This is a genomic window from Klebsiella sp. K5-204, from assembly GCF_030128585.1.
In the GTDB taxonomy this organism is placed as follows: Bacteria; Pseudomonadota; Gammaproteobacteria; order Enterobacterales; family Enterobacteriaceae; genus Klebsiella; species Klebsiella quasipneumoniae.
The window spans coordinates 109,335-132,931 of sequence record NZ_JAKUZS010000007.1; the positions used below are offsets into that span (position 1 = coordinate 109,335).

Here is a 23,597-nt window from a genome sequence, read left to right on the forward strand (position 1 = left end):
GGTGGCGGGAGTATTACTCACCGGTTTCGAACCCTTTGACGGCGAGACGGTGAACCCTTCCTGGGAAGTGGTGCAGCAGCTTGACGGCACTATGATTGCTGGCCAGCCGGTGACCGCCCGGCAGCTTCCCTGCGTGTTTGGCGAGGCGCTGTCGGCGCTCGACGCGGCGATAGAGGACCTGCAGCCGAAGCTGGTTATCGCGGTGGGGCAGGCCGGCGGTCGGGTCGATATCAGCGTCGAACGTGTGGCGATCAACGTCGATGATGCGCGCATCCCCGATAACAAAGGCCAGCAACCCATCGACACGCCGATCGTCGACGGCGGGCCGGCGGCGTGGTTCAGCACCTTGCCGATCAAAGCGATCGTCAGCGCGCTGCGCGATCGCGGGATCCCGGCCTCGGTGTCGCAGACCGCCGGCACCTTCGTCTGCAACCACGTCATGTACGGCCTGTTGCACAGGCTGCAGGGTCAGGCTGAGGTGAGAGGCGGTTTTATCCATATTCCATGGCTACCGGCGCAGGCGGCGGCCCATCCCGGTGAGCCGAGTATGGCGATCGCCACCGTGCGTGAGGCGCTGGAGACGGCCATTGCCGTGGCCCTGCGCCAGCTGGTGGACAGTAAACTGGGCGGCGGCGCCACCCACTGACAAAAGGATGACAGTATGCCGGAAGGTCCGGAGATCCGCCGCGCGGCGGATACACTGGAGGCGGCAATCAAAGACGAACCCTTAACCGACGTCTGGTTCGCCTTTCCCCGGTTGCAACCCTACCAAACCCCGCTGATTGGTCAGCGGGTTACCCATATCGACACCCGGGGCAAAGCCCTGCTGACCCGCTTCTCCGGCGGCCTGACCCTGTACAGCCATAATCAGCTGTACGGCGTCTGGCGCGTGGTTGACGCTGGCGAACAGCCCGCCTCTAACCGGGTGCTGCGCGTCAGGCTCCAGACCGCCAGCGAGGCGATTTTGCTCTACAGCGCGTCGGACATTGAGATGCTCACAGCGGAGCAGGTGGCCAACCATCCGTTCTTGCTGCGCATCGGTCCGGACGTACTGGATATGACGTTAACCGCGGAGCAGGTGAAAGCGCGGCTGCTGTCGGCCAAATTCCGCCATCGTCAGTTTTCCGGCCTGCTGTTGGATCAGGCTTTTCTTGCCGGGCTGGGAAACTATCTGCGGGTGGAAATCCTCTGGCAGGTGGGGCTGACCGGGCAGCATAAGGCCTCGGAGCTGAATGCAATACAACTGGATGCGCTGGCGCACGCGCTGCTCGATATCCCGCGGCTTTCTTATCGCACCCGCGGCCAGCCCGATGACAACAAGCACCACGGCGCGCTGTTCCGCTTTAAGGTGTTCCATCGCGATGGCGAACAGTGCGAGCGCTGCGGGGGCGTGATTGAGAAGACGATGCTCTCCTCGCGGCCGTTTTACTGGTGCCCGCGCTGCCAGCATTAAGCCGGCGGCCAGGCAGCGCCAGACCTCATCGTCAGGCATAAAAAAACGCGCCATCAGGCGCGTTTTTATCATCCGGACAGCGAGATTAACGCTTGATGTCGGACTGGAAATCGCGTTTTTCGTAGCCGGTATAGAGCTGACGCGGACGGGCGATTTTCATGCCATCGCTGTGCATTTCGTTCCAGTGCGCAATCCAGCCCACGGTACGCGCCATGGCGAAGATAACGGTAAACATGGAGGACGGAATACCCATCGCTTTCAGGATGATACCGGAGTAGAAGTCGACGTTCGGGTAGAGTTTCTTCTCGATGAAGTACGGGTCGTTCAGCGCGATATGCTCCAGCTCCATGGCCACCTGCAGCAGGTCGTCTTTGGTGCCCAGCTCTTTCAGCACTTCATGGCATGTTTCACGCATCACGGTGGCGCGCGGGTCGTAGTTTTTGTACACACGATGGCCGAAGCCCATCAGGCGGAAAGAGTCATTCTTGTCTTTCGCACGACGAACAAATTCCGGAATGTGCTCAACGGAGCTGATCTCTTCCAGCATTTTCAGCGCCGCTTCGTTGGCGCCGCCGTGCGCCGGTCCCCACAGGGAGGCGATGCCGGCTGCGATACAAGCGAACGGGTTAGCGCCGGAAGAGCCCGCAGTACGTACCGTCGAGGTCGAGGCGTTCTGTTCGTGATCGGCGTGCAGGATCAGAATACGGTCCATTGCGCGCTCCAGCACCGGATTAACTTCGTACTCTTCGCACGGCGTGGCGAACATCATGCGCAGGAAGTTGCCGGCGTAGGAGAGGTCATTGCGCGGATAAACAAACGGCTGGCCGATAGAATACTTGTAACACATGGCTGCCATGGTCGGCATTTTGGACAGCAGGCGATAGGCGGCAATTTCACGGTGACGCGGGTTATTCACGTCGAGGGAGTCGTGATAGAACGCCGCCAGGGCGCCGGTGATCCCGCACATAACGGCCATCGGGTGAGAATCGCGACGGAACGCATGAAACAGACGAGTAATCTGCTCATGGATCATGGTGTGGCGGGTGACGGTGGTTTTGAATTCGTCATATTCGGCCTGGGTCGGTTTTTCACCGTTTAGCAGAATGTAACAAACTTCAAGATAGTTTGATTCGGTCGCTAACTGGTCGATCGGGAAGCCACGGTGCAGCAGGATCCCCTCGTCACCATCGATAAACGTAATTTTAGATTCACAGGAAGCGGTAGATGTGAAACCTGGGTCAAAGGTAAATACGCCTTTTGAACCAAGACTACGAATATCAATAACATCCTGACCGAGCGTGCCTTTTAGCACATCCAGTTCAATAGCAGTGTCACCACCCAGGGTGATTTTTGCTTTAGCATCAGACATTTATGGTCTCCTTAGCGCCTTTATTGCTTAAGACTGCCGGGTGGTGGATTTGCTTTCGGCCCGCGCCCGTATACGTTACCAGTTTGTTATGTTGCACACAGCTCTGCGTCAGCGAAAAGGGCAGGGTACAGAGCAACGGCGCTTGATGGCACGTTCTTCAGGGCTGCGGTGAAACAACAGCAAATCAGCGTTTTAGCAGTCCGAATATTAAAACCTGTATACCACTAATAACTGTCCTGATTACATCGGTCAATACTGACACACTGTTACATAACTTATTCTCAGGTGAAAGCGTGACCTCATAACTTTTGAGCATTATTGCATTTAACTGGTAATGGTTGTAACAAGAATGTTTAATATTTGTCAAATCAGGTGATTAAAAATTAAAAAAATGTTGTTATCGTGACCTTGATCACTGTTCCGGAGAAAACCCAACAAACTATATGTAGGTTAATTGTAATGATTTTGTGAACGGCCTATACTGCGGCCAGGTCTCCGGAACACCCTGCAATCCCGAGCCACCCAGCGTTGTTTAGTGATGTTTTAATGCCTGAAAAGACGTTTTAACATGACTTCTGGTTATAGAAAGGACGCTGTCTGACCCGCAAGCAGACCGGAGGAAGGAAACAATAAGAACAGCATGTGGGCGTTATTCATGGTAAGAAATGTGAAAAAACAAAGACCTGTCAATCTGGATCTACAAACGATACGGTTCCCAATCACGGCGATAGCGTCCATTCTCCATCGCGTTTCCGGTGTCATCACCTTCGTGGCGGTCGGAATTCTGCTTTGGCTGCTGGGCACCAGCCTCTCCTCCCCTGAAGGTTTTCTGACGGCGGCCTCGATCATGGATAGCTTCTTTGTGAAGTTCATCATGTGGGGCATTCTCACCGCGCTGGCCTATCACGTCGTTGTTGGTATCCGCCATCTGATGATGGACTTTGGCTACCTGGACGAAACCCTCGAAGCAGGGAAACGTTCCGCCAAGATTTCTTTTGTTATTACTGTCGTGCTTTCACTTCTCGCAGGAGTCCTCGTATGGTAAGCAACGCCTCAGCACTGGGACGCAACGGCGTACATGACTTTATTCTGGTCCGTGCTACCGCCATCGTTCTGACCCTCTACATCATCTACATGGTTGGCTTCTTCGCGACCACCGGTGAAATCTCATGGGAAGTGTGGACCGGATTCTTTGCCTCCGGCTTCACTAAAGTCTTCACTCTGCTGGCTCTCGTTTCCATTCTTATCCATGCCTGGATCGGGATGTGGCAGGTGTTAACGGACTACGTTAAACCACTGGCTCTGCGCCTGGTTCTGCAACTGGCTATCGTTGTGGCGCTGGTGGCTTACGTTCTTTATGGATTTGTTGTGGTGTGGGGTGTGTAATGAAATTGCCAGTCAGAGAGTTTGATGCTGTTGTCATCGGTGCCGGCGGCGCAGGTATGCGCGCGGCGCTGCAAATTTCCCAGAGCGGACAGACCTGTGCGCTGCTCTCCAAAGTTTTCCCGACCCGTTCGCACACCGTATCCGCGCAGGGTGGTATCACCGTCGCGCTCGGTAACTCCCATGAAGATAACTGGGAATGGCATATGTACGACACCGTCAAAGGGTCGGACTATATCGGCGACCAGGACGCCATCGAATATATGTGTAAGACCGGCCCGGAAGCGATTCTCGAGCTGGAGCATATGGGCTTGCCATTCTCCCGTCTTGACGACGGCCGTATTTATCAGCGCCCGTTCGGCGGCCAGTCGAAGAACTTCGGCGGCGAGCAGGCGGCGCGTACCGCGGCGGCGGCTGACCGTACCGGCCACGCCCTGCTGCACACCCTGTACCAGCAGAACCTCAAAAACCACACCACTATCTTCTCCGAATGGTATGCCCTCGATCTGGTGAAAAACCAGGACGGCGCGGTGGTGGGTTGTACCGCCCTGTGCATCGAGACCGGCGAAGTGGTCTACTTTAAAGCCCGCGCCACCGTGCTGGCGACCGGCGGCGCAGGCCGTATCTATCAGTCCACCACCAACGCCCACATCAATACCGGTGACGGCGTCGGGATGGCCATCCGCGCCGGCGTGCCGGTGCAGGATATGGAAATGTGGCAGTTCCACCCGACCGGTATCGCCGGGGCCGGGGTTCTGGTCACCGAAGGTTGCCGCGGCGAAGGCGGTTATCTGCTGAATAAACACGGCGAGCGCTTTATGGAGCGTTATGCGCCGAACGCGAAAGACCTGGCGGGTCGTGACGTGGTGGCGCGTTCCATCATGATCGAGATCCGCGAAGGCCGCGGCTGCGACGGTCCGTGGGGCCCGCACGCGAAACTGAAACTGGATCACCTGGGTAAAGAGGTTCTGGAATCTCGTCTGCCGGGTATCCTTGAGCTGTCCCGCACCTTTGCTCACGTCGATCCGGTGAAAGAGCCGATCCCGGTTATCCCAACCTGCCACTACATGATGGGCGGTATTCCGACCAAAGTGACCGGCCAGGCGCTGACCGTCAATGAGAAGGGCGAAGACGTGGTGATCCCGGGTCTGTTCGCGGTGGGCGAAATCGCCTGCGTATCGGTCCACGGCGCCAACCGTCTGGGCGGCAACTCGCTGCTCGACCTGGTGGTCTTCGGCCGCGCGGCGGGTCTGCATCTGCAGGAGTCTATCGCCGAGCAGGGCACGCTGCGCGACGCCAGCGAATCCGATATCGAAGGCTCGCTGGACCGCCTCAACCGCTGGAACAACACCCGTTCCGGTGAAGATCCGGTGGCGATCCGCAAAGCGCTGCAGGAATGTATGCAGCATAACTTCTCGGTGTTCCGCGAAGGCGATGCGATGCACAAAGGTCTGGAACAGCTGAAAGTGATCCGCGAGCGCCTGAAAAACGCCCGTCTCGACGATACCTCCAGCGAGTTCAACACCCAGCGCGTTGAGTGCCTGGAGCTGGATAACCTGATGGAAACCGCTTACGCGACCGCCGTATCCGCTAACTTCCGTACCGAGAGCCGTGGCGCTCACAGCCGCTTCGACTTCCCGGATCGTGATGATGAAAACTGGCTGTGCCATTCCCTGTATCTGCCAGAGTCGGAATCCATGACGCGTCGTAGCGTCAACATGGAACCGAAACTGCGTCCGGCATTCCCGCCGAAGATTCGTACTTATTAATGCGGAGACAGGAAAATGAAACTCGAGTTTTCAATTTATCGCTATAACCCGGATGTTGACGACGCTCCGCACATGCAGGATTACACCCTCGACGCGGAAGAAGGTCGTGACATGATGCTGCTGGATGCGCTGATCCAGCTGAAAGAAAAAGATCCGTCGCTGTCGTTTCGCCGCTCCTGCCGTGAAGGGGTCTGCGGTTCCGATGGCCTGAACATGAACGGGAAAAACGGTCTGGCGTGCATCACGCCGATCTCCGCGCTGAATCAGCCGGGCAAGAAGATTGTTATCCGCCCGCTGCCAGGATTACCGGTTATCCGTGATTTGGTGGTGGACATGGGGCAATTCTATGCACAATATGAGAAGATTAAGCCTTACTTGTTGAATAATGGGCAAAATCCTCCGGCTCGCGAGCATCTGCAGATGCCTGAGCAGCGTGAGAAGCTCGATGGCCTGTACGAGTGTATTCTGTGCGCATGTTGTTCGACCTCGTGCCCGTCGTTCTGGTGGAACCCGGACAAGTTCATCGGCCCGGCCGGCCTGTTGGCCGCGTATCGCTTCCTGATCGACAGTCGCGATACCGAAACCAGCGAGCGTCTGGACGGCCTGAGCGATGCTTTCAGCGTATTCCGCTGTCACAGCATTATGAACTGCGTCAGTGTGTGTCCTAAGGGGCTGAACCCGACGCGCGCCATCGGCCATATTAAGTCGATGCTGCTGCAGCGCAGCGCGTAAGTTGTTTTAGTTGCCGGATGGCGACGTAAACGTCTTATCCGGCCTACAGGAGCATATTTTGTAGGCCTGATAAGCGAAGCGCCATCAGGCAATAGATATAGCAGGAAATCTTTAAAAACCGCCAAATATGTACCAGTAATCAAGGCGTTCCGAGCGAGGTAAGGCGGCAACTGAACGCATCCCCGGGAGCATAGTGAACTATGTGACCGGGGTAAGTGAAGGCAGCTAACGCAACCGCAGCCTGAACGCCGAAGATTAATGGCAGTTTTTAAAGGTTCCTTAGCGGATAGAAACCACAACTCGTCCGCAACAAGTGAACCCCGGCACGTGCACTCGGTGTGCGTGGTAGTTTCTACGGCGAAATAAGCATATGAATGCTTAAGGGATCACGATGCAGAACGGCGCAATGAAAGCCTGGCTGGACTCTTCTTACCTCTCTGGTTCGAACCAGAGCTGGATAGAACAGCTCTATGAAGACTTCTTAACCGATCCTGACTCTGTTGACGCCAACTGGCGTTCAATGTTCCAGCAGTTACCTGGCACCGGAGTTAAACCGGATCAATTTCATTCCAAAACGCGTGATTATTTCCGTCGACTGGCGAAGGATGCCTCACGTTACACTTCTTCGATTTCCGACCCAGACACCAATGTGAAGCAGGTTAAAGTCCTGCAGCTCATCAACGCATACCGTTTCCGTGGCCACCAGCATGCGAATCTCGATCCGCTGGGGCTGTGGAAGCAAGAGAGAGTGGCGGATCTCGATCCGGCCTACCACGATCTGACCGAGGCCGATTTCCAGGAAAGCTATAACGTAGGTTCATTTGCCATCGGTAAAGACACGATGAAGCTGGGCGAGCTGATTGCCGCCCTTAAGCAAACCTACTGCGGCTCCATCGGCGCGGAATACATGCATATCACCTCTACCGAAGAAAAACGCTGGATCCAGCAGCGCATTGAATCGGTAGCCGGCAAAGCGAGCTTTACCGCGGAAGAGAAAAAACGTTTCCTCGGCGAACTGACTGCCGCGGAAGGACTAGAGCGCTACCTCGGCGCCAAATTCCCGGGGGCGAAGCGCTTCTCGCTGGAGGGTGGCGACGCCCTGATCCCCATGCTCAAAGAGATGATCCGCCATGCGGGTAAGAGCGGCACCCGTGAAGTGGTGCTGGGCATGGCGCACCGTGGCCGTCTCAACGTGCTGGTCAACGTGCTGGGTAAAAAACCGCAGGACCTGTTCGACGAGTTTGCCGGCAAACATAAAGAACACCTTGGTACCGGCGATGTGAAGTACCACATGGGCTTCTCTTCCGATATAGAAACCGAAGGCGGTCTGGTGCACCTGGCGCTGGCGTTTAACCCGTCGCACCTCGAGATCGTCAGCCCGGTGGTGATCGGTTCCGTACGCGCCCGTCTGGATCGTCTGGACGAGCCGAGCAGCAACAAGGTTCTGCCGATCACTATCCACGGCGACGCCGCGGTGACCGGCCAGGGCGTGGTTCAGGAAACCCTGAACATGTCCAAAGCCCGCGGTTACGAAGTGGGCGGGACCGTGCGCATCGTTATCAACAACCAGGTGGGCTTCACGACCTCTAACCCGCTGGATGCGCGTTCGACCCCGTACTGCACCGACATCGGTAAAATGGTGCAGGCGCCGATTTTCCACGTCAACGCCGACGACCCGGAAGCGGTCGCTTTCGTCACCCGTCTGGCGCTGGATTTCCGCAATACCTTCAAACGCGATGTCTTCATCGACCTGGTGTGCTACCGCCGTCACGGCCATAACGAAGCCGATGAGCCGAGCGCAACCCAGCCGCTGATGTATCAGAAGATCAAAAAGCACCCGACTCCGCGCAAAATCTATGCTGACAAGCTGGAGCAGGACAAGGTCGCGACCCTGGAAGATGCTACCGAGCAGGTTAACCTCTACCGCGATGCGCTGGATGCCGGCGAATGCGTGGTGAAGGAATGGCGTCCGATGAACATGCACTCCTTTACCTGGTCGCCGTACCTCAACCATGAGTGGGACGAGAGCTATCCGGATAAAGTGGAGCCGAAGCGTCTGCAGGAGCTGGCCAAACGCATCAGTACGGTGCCGGAAGGTATCGAAATGCAGTCCCGCGTGGCGAAAATTTACGCCGACCGCCAGGCGATGGCGGCAGGTGAGAAGCTGTTCGATTGGGGCGGCGCTGAAAACCTGGCCTACGCCACGCTGGTTGACGAAGGTATTCCGGTGCGTCTGTCCGGGGAAGACTCCGGTCGCGGCACCTTCTTCCACCGTCATGCGGTGATCCATAACCAGACCAATGGTTCAACCTACACCCCGCTGCAGCATGTCCATAACGGTCAGGGCCAGTTCCGCGTTTGGGACTCCGTGCTGTCTGAAGAAGCGGTGCTGGCGTTTGAATATGGTTACGCCACTGCAGAGCCGCGCACCCTGACCATCTGGGAAGCGCAGTTTGGCGACTTCGCCAACGGCGCGCAGGTGGTGATCGACCAGTTCATCTCCTCCGGTGAGCAGAAGTGGGGCCGGATGTGCGGCCTGGTGATGCTTCTGCCGCACGGCTACGAAGGCCAGGGCCCGGAGCACTCCTCCGCCCGTCTGGAGCGTTATCTGCAGCTGTGCGCTGAGCAGAATATGCAGGTATGCGTGCCGTCCACGCCGGCGCAGGTGTACCACATGCTGCGTCGTCAGGCGCTGCGCGGTATGCGTCGTCCGCTGGTGGTGATGTCGCCGAAGTCGCTGCTGCGTCATCCGCTGGCGGTCTCCAGCATGGATGAGCTGGCAAACGGCACTTTCCTGCCGGCCATCGGTGAAATCGATCAACTTGATCCGCAGGCTGTGAAGCGCGTGGTGCTGTGCTCTGGTAAGGTTTACTACGACCTGCTGGAACAGCGCCGTAAAAACGAGCAAAAAGATGTCGCTATCGTTCGTATCGAGCAGCTCTATCCGTTCCCGCATCAGGCGGTGCAGGATGCGCTGAAAGCGTATGCGCACGTACATGATTTTGTCTGGTGCCAGGAAGAGCCGCTCAACCAGGGCGCATGGTACTGCAGCCAGCATCACTTCCGTGAAGTGATTCCGTTTGGGGCCTCTCTGCGTTATGCAGGCCGCCCGGCCTCCGCCTCTCCGGCGGTAGGGTATATGTCCGTTCACCAGAAACAGCAACAAGATCTGGTCAATGACGCGCTGAACGTCGATTAATTAAAGGATACACAATGAGTAGCGTAGATATTCTGGTTCCCGACCTGCCTGAGTCCGTAGCTGACGCAACCGTCGCCACCTGGCACAAAAAACCGGGCGACGCGGTCGTCCGTGACGAAGTCCTGGTCGAAATCGAAACTGACAAAGTGGTACTGGAAGTACCGGCATCAGCGGACGGCATTCTGGATGCAGTGCTGGAAGACGAGGGCGCTACCGTCCTGTCTCGCCAGATCCTTGGCCGCCTGCGCGAAGGTAACAGCGCAGGTAAAGAAAGCAGCGAAAAAGCCGATGCGAAAGCGTCCACGCCGGCGCAGCGTCAGCAGGCCTCTCTGGAAGAGCAGAACAACGATGCGCTGAGCCCGGCGATCCGTCGTCTGCTGGCTGAACACAACCTCGACGCGGCGGCCATCAAAGGCACCGGCGTCGGCGGCCGCCTGACCCGCGAAGATGTCGAGAAACATCTGGCGAAAGCCCCGGCGGCGGCAGAAGCCAAAGCGCCAGCCGCTGCCCCGGCAGCCGCGCCGGCGCCGCAGCTGGGCCACCGCTCTGAAAAACGCGTCCCGATGACCCGCCTGCGTAAACGTGTGGCCGAGCGTCTGCTGGAAGCGAAAAACTCCACCGCCATGCTGACCACGTTCAACGAAGTCAACATGAAGCCAATCATGGATCTGCGTAAGCAGTACGGCGACGCGTTCGAAAAACGTCACGGCATCCGTCTGGGCTTTATGTCCTTCTACGTGAAAGCGGTCGTGGAAGCGCTGAAACGCTATCCGGAAGTGAACGCCTCTATCGATGGCGACGACGTGGTGTACCACAACTACTTCGACGTCAGCATGGCCGTATCCACTCCACGCGGCCTGGTCACCCCGGTTCTGCGTGACGTTGACCTGCTGGGCATGGCGGATATCGAAAAGAATATTAAAGAGTTGGCGGTGAAAGGCCGTGACGGCAAGCTGACCGTAGACGACCTGACCGGCGGTAACTTCACCATTACCAACGGCGGCGTGTTCGGCTCCCTGATGTCCACGCCGATCATCAACCCACCGCAGAGCGCCATCCTGGGTATGCATGCCATTAAAGACCGTCCGATGGCGGTGAATGGCAAGGTAGAGATCCTGCCGATGATGTACCTGGCGCTCTCCTACGACCACCGTCTGATCGACGGACGTGAATCGGTAGGCTTCCTGGTGGCGATTAAAGAGCTGCTGGAAGATCCGACCCGTCTGCTGCTGGACGTGTAGTCAGCAAGCGTATTACCTACCGTAGGCCGGATAACACGCGTTAACGCCGTTATCAGGCCTACAGGTTTAAAGATAATTACACCCTGAAGGATGGACTGAACACATGAACTTACATGAATATCAGGCAAAACAACTTTTTGCCCGCTATGGCTTACCGGCGCCGGTGGGTTATGCCTGTACTACTCCGCGTGAAGCAGAAGAAGCCGCTTCAAAAATCGGCGCGGGTCCGTGGGTAGTGAAATGTCAGGTTCACGCTGGTGGCCGCGGCAAAGCGGGCGGTGTGAAAGTGGTGAAGAGCAAAGAAGAGATCCGCGCATTTGCCGAGCACTGGCTGGGCAAACGTCTGGTGACCTATCAAACAGATGCGAACGGCCAGCCGGTTAACCAGATCCTGGTTGAAGCGGCGACCGATATTGACAAAGAGCTGTACCTGGGCGCGGTCGTTGACCGTAGCTCCCGTCGCGTAGTGTTCATGGCCTCTACCGAAGGCGGCGTGGAAATCGAAAAAGTGGCGGAAGAGACCCCGCACCTGATCCACAAGATCGCCATCGATCCGCTGGCGGGCCCGATGCCTTATCAAGGTCGTGAACTGGCGTTCAAACTGGGTCTGGAAGGTAAACAGGTTCAGCAGTTCACCAAGATCTTCATGGGCCTGGCGACCATTTTCCTGGAGCGCGACCTGGCGCTGATCGAAATCAACCCGCTGGTTATCACTAAGCAGGGCGACCTGATCTGCCTCGACGGCAAACTGGGCGCTGACGGCAACGCGCTGTTCCGCCAGCCGGATCTGCGCGAAATGCGCGACCAGTCGCAGGAAGATCCGCGTGAAGCGCAGGCGGCGCAGTGGGAACTGAACTACGTCGCGCTGGACGGCAACATCGGCTGCATGGTTAACGGCGCAGGCCTGGCGATGGGTACCATGGACATCGTTAAACTGCACGGCGGCGAACCGGCTAACTTCCTCGACGTGGGCGGCGGTGCGACCAAAGAGCGCGTCACCGAAGCGTTCAAAATCATCCTCTCTGATGACAACGTGAAAGCGGTGCTGGTGAACATCTTCGGCGGTATCGTACGTTGCGACCTGATCGCTGACGGCATCATCGGTGCGGTAGCGGAAGTTGGGGTTAACGTTCCGGTCGTGGTTCGTCTGGAAGGTAACAACGCCGAACTGGGCGCGAAAAAACTGGCTGACAGCGGCCTGAATATTATTGCAGCGAAAAGTCTGACGGACGCAGCACAGCAGGTTGTTGCCGCAGTGGAGGGGAAATAATGTCAGTTTTAATTAATAAAGATACCAAGGTTATCTGCCAGGGCTTCACCGGTAGCCAGGGGACCTTCCACTCTGAACAAGCGATCGCTTACGGTACGCAAATGGTTGGCGGCGTGACGCCAGGCAAAGGCGGCACCACTCACCTGGGCCTGCCGGTGTTCAACACCGTGCGCGAAGCCGTTGAAGCGACCGGCGCCACCGCGACCGTGATCTACGTTCCGGCGCCGTTCTGCAAAGATTCCATTCTGGAAGCGATTGACGCGGGCATTAAGCTGATTATCACCATCACCGAAGGTATCCCGACGCTGGATATGCTGACCGTGAAAGTGAAACTGGACGAAGCGGGCGTGCGTATGATCGGCCCGAACTGCCCAGGCGTGATCACGCCGGGCGAATGCAAAATCGGCATCATGCCGGGTCACATTCACAAGCCGGGTAAAGTGGGCATCGTTTCCCGTTCCGGTACCCTGACCTATGAAGCAGTTAAGCAGACCACCGACTACGGCTTCGGTCAGTCTACCTGCGTCGGTATCGGCGGCGACCCGATCCCGGGCTCTAACTTCATCGATATCCTGAAGCTGTTCCAGGAAGACCCGCAGACCGAAGCGATCGTGATGATCGGTGAGATCGGCGGTAGCGCGGAAGAAGAAGCGGCTGCCTACATCAAAGAGCACGTGACCAAGCCGGTTGTCGGTTACATCGCCGGCGTGACCGCGCCGAAGGGCAAGCGTATGGGCCATGCTGGCGCCATCATCGCTGGCGGTAAAGGTACTGCCGATGAGAAATTCGCAGCCCTGGAAGCAGCCGGTGTGAAAACCGTTCGCAGCCTGGCCGATATCGGCGAAGCGCTGAAAGCTATCATCAAGTAAACCCTCTCTGCTTATCCGCAAGCAGAAATCTGTCCGATTTCGACATGGTTGGCCACCGTCAGGTGGCCTTTTTTTTGGCCGTTGTCCGCTTCTTCCGTACGCCGCTGCGTCAGTAAACCCTGCGTGTGGCAAAAACCTTATCTATCATATTGATTTTATGAATTATTTCATAAATATTATCGACGCGCGGTTGTCGGAAATGAAAATTTGCCCTGGTCGTACCGCAGGGTAACGAAACAGACAGTAAAAAAAGGAGTGGGGGAGGGGAGAAGAAAGCAGGAAAAAATACTGTGAGCGGTCTAGCATTAATCGGATCGGCTCTTTTTTTTATTTTTTTCCTGTGGCGTTAAATAATATTACCTATGATTCTCATCTTTCCCTTTTTAGTAACCAATCAAGGCATACTTTAAACACAGCATTAACATTGGGTTTACCAATATTCTTTATTGAGCTACATAATTAACACGCAGAGTAAAAATTGATTTATATCAATACTTAATGCTTGGAAAAATCCTTCAAAAAACGTTAAATTGTCTCAAGTCAAATTGGCCTAAACCGGCCATCTTCGCTATATATTGATCACCGTCGAAAAATGTAAAACTGGAACAATAAAAACATATTTATTGTAAGGTTATTGCGGCGTAATATATTGGGGAATCAATTGGGTTTTTCGTTAACGTATTTGTAACCTTGTCCTGGCGTGGTTTCACTTTCGGTTGAAACCCGCTCCGGGCGGGCGACAAATAAAAATTTGTATTGGGGCATGCGTATGAGCCAGAGCTTCTCGGTTCATTTTCGGAGTCTTCATGCGATGAGCAAGGAGTCATGATGTTAGATATAGTCGAACTGTCGCGCTTACAGTTTGCCTTGACCGCGATGTACCACTTCCTGTTTGTGCCACTGACGCTCGGTATGGCGTTCCTGCTGGCCATCATGGAAACGGTCTACGTCCTTTCCGGCAAACAGATTTATAAAGATATGACCAAATTCTGGGGCAAGTTGTTTGGTATCAACTTCGCGCTGGGTGTGGCGACCGGTCTGACCATGGAGTTCCAGTTCGGGACTAACTGGTCGTATTACTCACACTACGTGGGCGATATCTTCGGTGCGCCGCTGGCCATTGAAGGTCTGATGGCCTTCTTCCTCGAATCCACCTTTGTAGGTCTGTTCTTCTTCGGTTGGGATCGTCTGGGTAAAGTTCAGCATATGGCCGTCACCTGGCTGGTCGCTCTGGGCTCCAACCTCTCCGCGCTGTGGATCCTCGTCGCTAACGGCTGGATGCAGAACCCTATCGCATCGGACTTCAACTTTGAAACCATGCGTATGGAGATGGTCAGCTTCTCCGAACTGGTGCTCAACCCGGTTGCTCAGGTGAAATTCGTTCACACTGTGGCGTCTGGCTATGTCACCGGTGCGATGTTTATCCTGGCTATCAGCTCCTGGTACATGCTGAAAGGCCGTGACTTTGCCTTTGCTAAGCGCTCCTTCGCCATCGCAGCCAGCTTCGGTATGGCGGCGATCCTCTCCGTTATTGTGCTGGGTGACGAATCCGGTTACGAAATGGGTGACGTGCAGAAAACCAAACTGGCGGCTATCGAAGCAGAGTGGGAAACCCAGCCTGCGCCGGCGGCCTTTACCCTGTTTGGTATTCCCGATCAGAATGCGCAAACCAACCACTTCGCCATCCAGATCCCCTACGCGCTGGGCATCATTGCCACCCGCTCGGTGGATAAGCCGGTTATCGGTCTGAAGGATCTGATGGTTCAGCACGAAGAGCGTATCCGTAACGGCATGAAAGCCTACGCGCTACTGGAGCAACTGCGCGCCGGTTCCACCGACCAGGCCGTTCGCGACCAGTTCAATAACGTGAAGAAAGATCTCGGCTATGGTCTGCTGCTGAAACGCTATACCCCGAACGTCGCTGACGCCACGGAAGAGCAGATCGCCAAAGCCACCAAAGACTCTATTCCAAGCGTCGCACCGCTGTACTTCGCCTTCCGTATCATGGTGGCGTGCGGCATCCTGATGCTGTTGATTATCGGCGCCTCCTTCTGGAGCGTGATTCGTAACCGTATCGGCGAGAAAAAATGGCTGCTGCGCGCCGCGTTCTATGGCCTGCCGCTGCCGTGGATTGCCGTGGAGTCGGGCTGGTTTGTTGCCGAATACGGCCGTCAGCCGTGGGCGATTGGTGAAGTCCTGCCGACGGCGGTGGCCAACTCGTCGCTGACCGCGGGCGATCTGATCTTCTCTATGTTGCTGATCTGCGGTCTGTACACGCTGTTCCTGGTGGCTGAACTGTTCCTGATGTTCAAGTTTGCCCGCAAAGGACCTAGCAGCCTGAAAACCGGCCGCTATCACTTTGAACAGTCCTCTGCGGCTATTCAGTCGGCACGCTAAGACAGGAGTCGTCAAATGATCGATTATGAAGTATTGCGTTTTATCTGGTGGCTGCTGATTGGCATCCTGCTGATTGGCTTCGCCGTCGCCGACGGGTTCGACATGGGGGTGGGCATGCTCACCCGCTTCCTCGGCCGTAACGACACCGAGCGTCGGATTATGATCAACGCCATCGCCCCGCACTGGGACGGTAACCAGGTGTGGCTGATCACCGCCGGCGGCGCGCTGTTCGCTGCCTGGCCGATGGTCTACGCCGCGGCGTTCTCCGGTTTCTATGTGGCGATGATTCTGGTGCTGGCCTCGTTGTTCTTCCGTCCGGTCGGTTTCGACTACCGTTCCAAGATCGAGGACACCCGCTGGCGCAACATGTGGGACTGGGGCATCTTCATCGGCAGCTTCGTGCCGCCGCTGGTGATTGGCGTGGCCTTCGGCAACCTGCTGCAGGGCGTGCCGTTCCATGTCGACGAATACCTGCGTCTGTTCTATACCGGTAACTTCTTCCAGCTGCTGAACCCGTTTGGTCTGCTGGCCGGTATCGTCAGCGTGGCGATGATCCTCACCCAGGGCGCGACCTACCTGCAGATGCGTACCGTAGGCGAACTGCATCTGCGCACCCGCACCGTCTCCACGGTGGCGGCGCTGGTGACGCTGGTCTGCTTCGCGCTGGCGGGCGTGTGGGTCTACTACGGCATCGACGGCTATGTGGTGAAATCGGTGATTGACCATACCGGCCCGTCTAACCCGCTGACCAAAGAAGTGGTGCGTGAAGCGGGCGCGTGGATGGTGAACTTTAACAATATGCCAGCGCTGTGGGCGATCCCTGCCCTGGGCGTGGTGCTGCCGCTGCTGACCGTCGTTTCGACCAAAGCGGATAAAGGCGCCTGGGCATTCCTGTTCTCCTCGCTGACCCTGGCCTGCATCATTCTGACTGCCGGTATCGCGATGTTTCCGTTCATCATGCCGTCCAGCACCATGCTGAACGCCAGCCTGACGATGTGGGACGCGACCTCCAGCCAGCGGACGCTGAACCTGATGACCTACGTGGCGATTGTCTTCGTGCCGATCATTCTGGGCTACACCAGCTGGTGTTACTGGAAGATGTTTGGCCGCATCACCCGTGAAGACATCGAAAAGAACACCCACTCGCTGTACTAAGGTAAGGAGCTATATATGTGGTACTTCGCATGGATTTTGGGAACGCTTCTTGCCTGTGCCTTTGGGGTGATTACCGCGCTGGCGCTTGAGCACGTGGAAGCCACCAAAGCAGGTAAAGAAGAACACTGATGAGTATTATCGTGATGCGATATACGAAATCATTCGGGTTGCATCGAGGCGGCAAGTCTGTGAATCCCCAGGAGCTTACACCGGTAAGTGACTGGGGTAAGCAGACGGAGCCAACAAAGAGGCGACGTGAATGATAAAGTATATGTATGCGATAATGGACAAGCGCCCGTTAAGGGCGCTTTCCTTGTTGATGGCGCTGCTGCTGGCAGGCTGCATTTTCTGGGATCCGTCGCGCTTTGCCGCGAAGACCAGCGAGCTGGAAATCTGGCACGGTTTCTTGCTGATGTGGGCGGTTTGCAGCGGCGTAATTCACGGCGTGGGCTTCCGCCCGCGTGCCGTTCACTGGCAGGGGATTTTTTGTCCGCTTATCGCTGATATCGTGCTCGCTTTAGGTCTCTTCTTTTTCTTCTTTTGAATAAGAGATCTCTGTTAATGCTATGGGCTTGCATAAGCCCATAAAAATTTACTCCCCGTTTACTTTCCCCCATTCCAAACCACCTTTCCCGCGCGTATAGTAGCGAAGTTTGAAAGCTCTAACCTTTTTTTGCATTACCGGGATGTAAAGTGAATACAACGCTGTTTCGATGGCCGGTTCGGGTCTACTACGAAGATACCGACGCCGGTGGTGTGGTTTACCACGCCAGTTACGTCGCTTTTTATGAAAGAGCACGCACAGAGATGCTGCGCCACCATCACTTTAGTCAACAGGTTCTGTTGGCTGAACGCGTTGCCTTCGTGGTTCGCAAAATGACGCTGGAGTATTTTGCCCCCGCCAGACTCGACGACATGCTCGAAGTCCAGACGGAAATTACCTCGATGCGCGGCACCTCTTTGGTTTTTACGCAGCGAATCGTCAACGCCGAGAATACAGTGTTAAACGAAGCTGAGGTTCTCATTGTGTGCGTTGATCCACTCTTAATGAAGCCACGTGCGCTTCCCAAGTCTATTGTCGCGGAGTTTAAGCAGTGACTGACATGAATATCCTTGATTTGTTCCTGAAGGCGAGCCTTCTGGTTAAACTTATCATGTTGATTTTGATTGGTTTTTCTATCGCTTCCTGGGCTATCATTATTCAGAGAACGCGTATCCTTAACTCGGCCGCGCGCGAAGCTGAAGCGTTCGAGGACAAATTCTGGTCCGGGATTGAACTGTCCCGTTTGTATCAGGAGAGCCAGGGGCGTCGCGATAATCTGACCGGTTCGGAGCAGATCTTCTACAGCGGCTTCAAAGAGTTTGCGCGCTTGCATCGGGCCAACAGCCATGCGCCGGAGGCGATCGTCGAAGGGGCATCGCGCGCGATGCGTATTTCGATGAACCGCGAGCTGGAAACGCTGGAGACCCATATTCCGTTCCTCGGCACCGTAGGCTCCATCAGCCCGTATATCGGTCTGTTCGGCACCGTCTGGGGGATCATGCACGCCTTTATCGCCCTTGGCGCGGTGAAGCAGGCCACCCTGCAGATGGTGGCGCCGGGTATCGCCGAAGCGCTGATCGCCACCGCGATCGGTCTGTTCGCCGCTATCCCGGCGGTGATGGCGTACAACCGCCTGAACCAGCGGGTGAACAAGCTTGAACTGAATTACGACAACTTTATGGAAGAGTTCACCGCTATTCTGCACCGTCAGGCCTTTACCACCAGCGAAAGCAATAAGGGGTAAGCCATGGCCAGAGCACGTGGACGCGGACGTCGCGAACTGAAGTCCGAGATCAACATCGTTCCGCTGCTGGATGTCCTGCTGGTGCTGTTGCTGATCTTTATGGCAACGGCGCCGATCATTACGCAGAGCGTGGAAGTCGATCTGCCGGACGCCACGGAATCGCAAGCGGTGAAAAGCAATGACGATCCGCCGGTGATTGTGGAAGTCTCCGGGGTAGGGCAGTACAGCGTGAAAGTGGGGCAGGAGACGCTGTCCCAGCTGCCGCCGGAGCAGGTGATTGCCGAAGCGAAGCGTCGTCTTGAAGCCAATGAGAAAACGGTATTCCTGATCGGCGGTGCGAAAGACGTCCCTTACGATGAAATTATTAAAGCGCTGAACCTGTTGCATAGCGCAGGGGTTAAATCGGTCGGCTTGATGACCAAACCTATTTAATCGCTTCAGGTAGGTGCGTCCGCACGGCGTTCGGCGGCGAGTATCGCTCGCCGTCGGTGCGCATCGCGGGTACAGGCGAACAGTTTTTGGGAACCGATAGTGTCAAAGGCAACCGAACAAAACGACAAGCTTAAACGAGCGATCATCATTTCAGTCGCGCTGCACATCATACTGATCGCGCTGCTGATATGGAGTTCGTTTGACGAGCATCTGGATGCCTCTGCCGGCGGCGGCGGGGGATCGTCGATTGATGCCGTCATGGTCGATCCGGGGGCGGTGGTAAACAATTATAACCGTCAGCAACAGCAGCAGGCCAGCGCACGTCGCGCCGCTGAACAGCGTGAAAAACAGGCGCAGCAGCAGGCGGAAGAGTTACGTGAGAAGCAGGCGGCGGAACAGGAACGGCTGAAACAGCTCGAACAGGAGCGGCTGCAGGCGCAGGAAGCGGCGAAAGAAGCGAAGGAACAACAGAAGCAGGCTGAGGAAGCCGCTGCCAAGGCTGCCGCGGCGGCGAAAGCCAAAGCGGATGCGCAGGCCAAAGAAGCGCAGGAAGCGGCGGCCAAAGCGGCCGCCGAGGCGAAAGCGAAGGCGGATGCCCAGGCGAAAGCGGCTGAACTGGCGGCAGCGAAAGCGGCGGCTGACGCGAAGAAACAGGCCGAAGCCGCCGCCGCGAAAGCGGCGGCCGATGCGAAGAAACAGGCGGAAGCCGAAGCGGCGAAAGCCGCGGCAGAGGCGCAGAAGAAAGCGGAAGCGGCAGCGGCGAAGAAAGCGCAACAGGAAGCGGAGAAGAAGGCCCAGCAGGAAGCGGCTAAGCAGGCCGCGGCTGAAAAAGCGGCAGCAGAAAAAGCCGCTGAAAAAGCCGCTGAGAAGGCCGCCGCGCAAAAAGCGGCCGCGGAGAAGGCCGCCGCCGAGAAAGCCGCCGCAGCTGAAAAAGCCGCAGCAGCCAAAGCGGCTGCTGCTGAGAAGGCAGCGGCCGATAAAGCGGCCAAAGCGGCAGCAGCAAAAGCCGCGGCAGCGAAGAAAGCGGCTGCTGCGAAAGAAGCGGACGGCGTGGACGACCTGCTCGGCGATCTGAGTTCAGGTAAGAATGCGCCGAAAGGTAGCACCAGCGGTAGCACAGGTGGCTCTTCACCTGCTAAAGGAAGTAAACCGGGGCAGGGCGGTGCGTCTCAGGCGGAGATTGCCAGCTATATTTCGCAGGTGCAGGCCGCGATTAAAGGACATCTCTATGACTGGGATACGTACAAGGGTAAAGTATGTACGTTGCGCGTAAACCTGGCTCAGGATGGAACGTTGTTGAGTGTGAAATCGGAAGGCGGCGATCCGGCGTTCTGCCAGCAAATGCTGGCGGCCACCAGTCGGATGAGCAAATTCCCTAAACCGCCGTCGCAGGCTGTTTATGAAACGTTCAAAAATGCGCCACTGGACTTCAAACCTTAAGCGCTTTTTCCCCCGCGTCAGCGGGGGGAAAGAAAATAGGGCGGTCATGGGTTTTGGTAGTTTTGTGTATTTGAGTTTGTTAACATTCTGCTAAATTATCGTGGGCTTTCCGCCCGGATAAGGGAGATATGATGAAGCAGGCATTACGAGTAGCATTTGGTTTTTTAATGCTGTGGGCGGCGGTGCTGCACGCAGAAGTACGTATCGAGATCACCCAGGGGGTGGACTCGGCGCGCCCCATCGGCGTGGTACCGTTCCAGTGGGCCGGCCAGGGCGCTGCGCCGGAAGATGTTGGCGGTATCGTGGCGGCTGACCTGCGCAACAGCGGTAAATTCAACCCGCTGGATCGCTCGCGTCTGCCGCAGCAGCCGACCAGTGCCCAGGAAGTGCAGCCTGCTGCCTGGTCTGCGCTGGGCATTGACGCCGTGGTCGTCGGTCAGGTGACGTCAAACCCGGATGGTTCTTACCAGGTAGCGTATCAGCTGGTGGATACCGGCGGTGCGCCGGGCACAACGCTGGCGCAAGGCTCTTTCAAAGTCACTAAACAGTACCTGCGCTATGCCGCGCACACTGCCAGCGACGCGGTATTTGAAAAGCTGACCGGTATTAAAGGCGCCTTCCGGACTCGTATCGCCTACGTGGTGCAGACCAATGGCGGTCAGTTCCCGTATGAGCTGCGCGTTTCCGATTATGATGGCTACAACCAGTTTGTGGTTCACCGCTCCTCCCAGCCGCTGATGTCCCCGGCCTGGTCACCGGACGGTTCAAAACTGGCTTACGTCACCTTCGAGAGCGGTCGCTCTGCGCTGGTGGTGCAGACCCTGGCGAACGGCGCTGTGCGTCAGATTGCCTCCTTCCCGCAGCACAACGGCGCGCCGGCGTTCTCGCCGGATGGTTCTAAACTGGCCTTCGCGCTGTCGAAAACCGGTAGCCTGAACCTGTACGTGATGGATCTGGGCTCGGGTCAGATTCGTCAGGTGACCAACGGTCGCAGCAACAACACCGAACCAAGCTGGTTCCCGGACAGCCAGAACCTGGCCTTTACCTCTGACCAGGCCGGTCGTCCGCAGGTGTATAAAGTCAATATTAATGGCGGCACGCCGCAGCGTATCACCTGGGAAGGTTCGCAGAACCAGGACGCTGACGTGAGCGCGGATGGTAAAACGATGGTAATGGTCAGCTCGGCCGGCGGCCAGCAGCACATTGCCAAACAAGATCTGGAAGCGGGTGGTGTACAGGTTCTGTCATCAACGTTTTTAGACGAAACGCCAAGTCTGGCACCTAACGGCACTATGGTAATCTACAGCTCTTCTCAGGGGATGGGATCCGTGCTGAATCTGGTTTCTACAGATGGGCGTTTCAAAGCGCGTCTTCCGGCAACTGATGGACAGGTAAAATCGCCTGCCTGGTCGCCGTATCTGTGATAATAAATAATTGATTATTAAAGGAATCAAAGAAATGCAACTGAACAAAGTGCTGAAAGGGCTGATGATCGCTCTGCCGGTTATGGCAATCGCGGCATGTTCTTCTAACAAGAACGCCAGCAACGACCAGAGCGGTGAAGGCATGCTGGGTGCCGGCACTGGTATGGACGCTAACGGTAACGGCGGCAACATGTCTTCTGAAGAGCAAGCTCGTCTGCAGATGCAGCAGCTGCAGCAGAACAACATCGTTTACTTCGATCTGGACAAGTACGATATCCGTTCTGACTTCGCTGCAATGCTGGACGCGCACGCTAACTTCCTGCGCAGCAACCCGTCCTACAAAGTGACTGTAGAAGGTCACGCGGATGAGCGCGGTACCCCGGAATACAACATCGCGCTGGGTGAGCGTCGTGCTAACGCCGTTAAGATGTATCTGCAGGGCAAAGGTGTTTCTGCCGATCAGATCTCCATCGTTTCTTACGGTAAAGAAAAACCAGCAGTACTGGGTCATGACGAAGCGGCATATGCCAAAAACCGTCGCGCCGTACTGGTTTACTAAGAGAATTGCATGAGCAGTAACTTCAGACATCATTTATTGAGTCTGTCGTTACTGGTTGGCATAGCGGCCCCCTGGGCCGCTTTTGCTCAGGCGCCAATCAGTAGTGTCGGCTCAGGCTCGGTCGAAGACCGTGTCACTCAACTCGAGCGTATTTCCAATGCTCACAGCCAGCTTTTAACCCAACTCCAGCAACAACTCTCTGATAACCAGACTGACATTGATTCTCTCCGTGGTCAGATCCAGGAGAACCAGTATCAGCTGAATCAGATCGTTGAGCGTCAGAAGCAGATTCTGCTGCAGATTGACGGGCTGACGAGCGGAGGTGGCGCAGCGGCGGCGGGCGCCCAGGCGTCGTCGTCTTCCGGCGATCAGAGCGCGGCTACCGCCAGCGCAGCGCCAGCGGCCACGTCAGGCGCTCCGGCGATGACCGGCGATGCGAACACCGATTACAATGCGGCTATTGCCCTGGTGAAGGATGCTTCACGCCAGGATGACGCCATGGCGGCGTTTCAGAACTTCGTTAAAAAGTACCCGGATTCAACTTATCAGCCGAACGCCAACTATTGGCTCGGACAGTTGAACTACAATAAGGGGAAAAAAGACGATGCGGCGTTTTACTTCGCCTCGGTGGTGAAGAACTACCCGAAATCGCCAAAAGCGCCGGACGCCATGTTTAAGGTCGGCGTGATCATGCAGGACAAAGGTGATACCGCGAAAGCGAAAGCGGTTTACCAGCAGGTGATCAACAAATTCCCCGGCACCGACGGTGCGAAACAAGCGCAAAAACGACTTAATGCTCTTGGTTGATTACGGCATGACCAGAAATCGCGTTATTTCTGGTCTTGTCGCCTGAATCGCCAGCAGTTAAGTGATCTTTATCGAAATTTTAGTTGCGCTGAATTCTGAAATCAGTAATATATGCCGCCGTTGCCAAGGGATATCAAACAAGCCCAAAGCGACGCCAGAGTGGGTCGTTAGCTCAGTTGGTAGAGCAGTTGACTTTTAATCAATTGGTCGCAGGTTCGAATCCTGCACGACCCACCAATCGTTATGGTGGAACGCGATAGTAAAACGTGAAGGATAACGTTGCGACAGCAACGGCCCATAGGGCGAGGCGA

General features: G+C 56.2%; 22 protein-coding genes and 1 tRNA gene. 22 read left to right on the forward strand and 1 reads right to left on the reverse strand.

The window, feature by feature from the left end; genetic code table 11:
* Position 1: 1 nt before the first annotated feature.
* Both pcp and nei read left to right on the forward strand, forming a co-directional pair.
* On the forward strand, positions 2–646 hold the full coding sequence (gene pcp / locus MKR05_RS18660; RefSeq protein WP_238874937.1) for a pyroglutamyl-peptidase I: 645 nt from the start codon (positions 2–4) through the stop codon (positions 644–646).
* A 15-nt stretch (positions 647–661) separates the two neighbouring features.
* Positions 662–1,453, forward strand: coding sequence for an endonuclease VIII (nei, locus tag MKR05_RS18665; protein ID WP_238874934.1), 792 nt, complete (start codon positions 662–664; stop codon positions 1,451–1,453).
* An 85-nt stretch (positions 1,454–1,538) separates the two neighbouring features.
* Here the strand turns inward: nei and gltA are convergent, their stop codons facing one another.
* The gene (gene gltA, locus MKR05_RS18670) at positions 1,539–2,822 is read right to left on the reverse strand and encodes a citrate synthase (RefSeq protein ID WP_023288873.1); all 1,284 of its coding nucleotides are present in this window, start codon (positions 2,820–2,822) and stop codon (positions 1,539–1,541) included.
* Between the two features lie 640 nt (positions 2,823–3,462).
* Here gltA and sdhC point away from each other — a divergent pair.
* From sdhC to MKR05_RS18770, 20 genes are all read left to right on the forward strand, one after another.
* On the forward strand, positions 3,463–3,867 hold the full coding sequence (sdhC, locus tag MKR05_RS18675) for a succinate dehydrogenase cytochrome b556 subunit (RefSeq protein ID WP_004142216.1): 405 nt from the start codon (positions 3,463–3,465) through the stop codon (positions 3,865–3,867).
* Positions 3,861–4,208 carry a succinate dehydrogenase membrane anchor subunit gene (sdhD, locus tag MKR05_RS18680; RefSeq protein ID WP_002894949.1) on the forward strand — a complete coding sequence of 116 codons (348 nt, stop codon included), beginning with the start codon at positions 3,861–3,863 and terminating at the stop codon, positions 4,206–4,208. Before sdhC ends, sdhD begins: the two co-directional genes overlap by 7 nt.
* Entirely contained in the window at positions 4,208–5,974 is a 1,767-nt protein-coding gene (gene sdhA / locus MKR05_RS18685) for a succinate dehydrogenase flavoprotein subunit (RefSeq protein ID WP_004179067.1), read from the forward strand. The genes sdhD and sdhA overlap by 1 nt, the downstream gene beginning before the upstream one ends.
* Before the next feature lie 15 nt (positions 5,975–5,989).
* Positions 5,990–6,706, forward strand: a complete 717-nt coding sequence (gene sdhB / locus MKR05_RS18690; RefSeq protein ID WP_023288874.1) for a succinate dehydrogenase iron-sulfur subunit SdhB — start codon at positions 5,990–5,992, stop codon at positions 6,704–6,706.
* A gap of 391 nt (positions 6,707–7,097) precedes the next feature.
* Positions 7,098–9,905 (forward strand): 2-oxoglutarate dehydrogenase E1 component, encoded by a 2,808-nt coding sequence (sucA, locus tag MKR05_RS18695; protein ID WP_023288875.1) that lies wholly within the window; start codon positions 7,098–7,100, stop codon positions 9,903–9,905.
* 14 nt (positions 9,906–9,919) lie between these two features.
* A complete protein-coding gene (gene odhB / locus MKR05_RS18700) occupies positions 9,920–11,146 on the forward strand; it encodes a 2-oxoglutarate dehydrogenase complex dihydrolipoyllysine-residue succinyltransferase (RefSeq protein ID WP_023288876.1) in 1,227 nt (408 codons plus the stop codon).
* A 103-nt stretch (positions 11,147–11,249) separates the two neighbouring features.
* Entirely contained in the window at positions 11,250–12,416 is a 1,167-nt protein-coding gene (gene sucC, locus MKR05_RS18705) for an ADP-forming succinate--CoA ligase subunit beta (protein ID WP_002895039.1), read from the forward strand.
* Positions 12,416–13,285 carry a succinate--CoA ligase subunit alpha gene (gene sucD, locus MKR05_RS18710; protein ID WP_004885990.1) on the forward strand — a complete coding sequence of 290 codons (870 nt, stop codon included), beginning with the start codon at positions 12,416–12,418 and terminating at the stop codon, positions 13,283–13,285. Before sucC ends, sucD begins: the two co-directional genes overlap by 1 nt.
* Before the next feature lie 828 nt (positions 13,286–14,113).
* Positions 14,114–15,682 carry a cytochrome ubiquinol oxidase subunit I gene (cydA, locus tag MKR05_RS18715; protein WP_002895047.1) on the forward strand — a complete coding sequence of 523 codons (1,569 nt, stop codon included), beginning with the start codon at positions 14,114–14,116 and terminating at the stop codon, positions 15,680–15,682.
* 15 nt (positions 15,683–15,697) lie between these two features.
* Positions 15,698–16,837 carry a cytochrome d ubiquinol oxidase subunit II gene (cydB, locus tag MKR05_RS18720; protein ID WP_004885993.1) on the forward strand — a complete coding sequence of 380 codons (1,140 nt, stop codon included), beginning with the start codon at positions 15,698–15,700 and terminating at the stop codon, positions 16,835–16,837.
* A 15-nt stretch (positions 16,838–16,852) separates the two neighbouring features.
* Positions 16,853–16,966 carry a cytochrome bd-I oxidase subunit CydX gene (cydX, locus tag MKR05_RS18725; protein WP_004100325.1) on the forward strand — a complete coding sequence of 38 codons (114 nt, stop codon included), beginning with the start codon at positions 16,853–16,855 and terminating at the stop codon, positions 16,964–16,966.
* A 130-nt stretch (positions 16,967–17,096) separates the two neighbouring features.
* Positions 17,097–17,381 (forward strand): cyd operon protein YbgE, encoded by a 285-nt coding sequence (gene ybgE, locus MKR05_RS18730; protein WP_008805691.1) that lies wholly within the window; start codon positions 17,097–17,099, stop codon positions 17,379–17,381.
* A 149-nt stretch (positions 17,382–17,530) separates the two neighbouring features.
* Positions 17,531–17,935: a tol-pal system-associated acyl-CoA thioesterase gene (ybgC, locus tag MKR05_RS18735; RefSeq protein ID WP_002895056.1), complete on the forward strand. Its 405-nt coding sequence runs from the start codon at positions 17,531–17,533 to the stop codon at positions 17,933–17,935.
* A complete protein-coding gene (gene tolQ / locus MKR05_RS18740) occupies positions 17,932–18,624 on the forward strand; it encodes a Tol-Pal system protein TolQ (protein ID WP_004152221.1) in 693 nt (230 codons plus the stop codon). The genes ybgC and tolQ overlap by 4 nt, the downstream gene beginning before the upstream one ends.
* A 3-nt stretch (positions 18,625–18,627) precedes the next feature.
* Positions 18,628–19,056, forward strand: a complete 429-nt coding sequence (gene tolR, locus MKR05_RS18745; RefSeq protein WP_002895061.1) for a colicin uptake protein TolR — start codon at positions 18,628–18,630, stop codon at positions 19,054–19,056.
* Positions 19,057–19,155: 99 nt separating this feature from the next.
* Positions 19,156–20,496: a cell envelope integrity protein TolA gene (tolA, locus tag MKR05_RS18750; RefSeq protein ID WP_004885996.1), complete on the forward strand. Its 1,341-nt coding sequence runs from the start codon at positions 19,156–19,158 to the stop codon at positions 20,494–20,496.
* A 131-nt stretch (positions 20,497–20,627) separates the two neighbouring features.
* Positions 20,628–21,920: a Tol-Pal system beta propeller repeat protein TolB gene (gene tolB / locus MKR05_RS18755; protein WP_023288877.1), complete on the forward strand. Its 1,293-nt coding sequence runs from the start codon at positions 20,628–20,630 to the stop codon at positions 21,918–21,920.
* A 34-nt stretch (positions 21,921–21,954) separates the two neighbouring features.
* The gene (pal, locus tag MKR05_RS18760) at positions 21,955–22,479 is read left to right on the forward strand and encodes a peptidoglycan-associated lipoprotein Pal (RefSeq protein WP_002895068.1); all 525 of its coding nucleotides are present in this window, start codon (positions 21,955–21,957) and stop codon (positions 22,477–22,479) included.
* Between the two features lie 9 nt (positions 22,480–22,488).
* Positions 22,489–23,286, forward strand: coding sequence for a cell division protein CpoB (gene cpoB / locus MKR05_RS18765; RefSeq protein WP_064155123.1), 798 nt, complete (start codon positions 22,489–22,491; stop codon positions 23,284–23,286).
* A gap of 161 nt (positions 23,287–23,447) precedes the next feature.
* Positions 23,448–23,523: transfer RNA gene (locus MKR05_RS18770), tRNA-Lys, on the forward strand.
* Positions 23,524–23,597 lie beyond the last annotated feature (74 nt).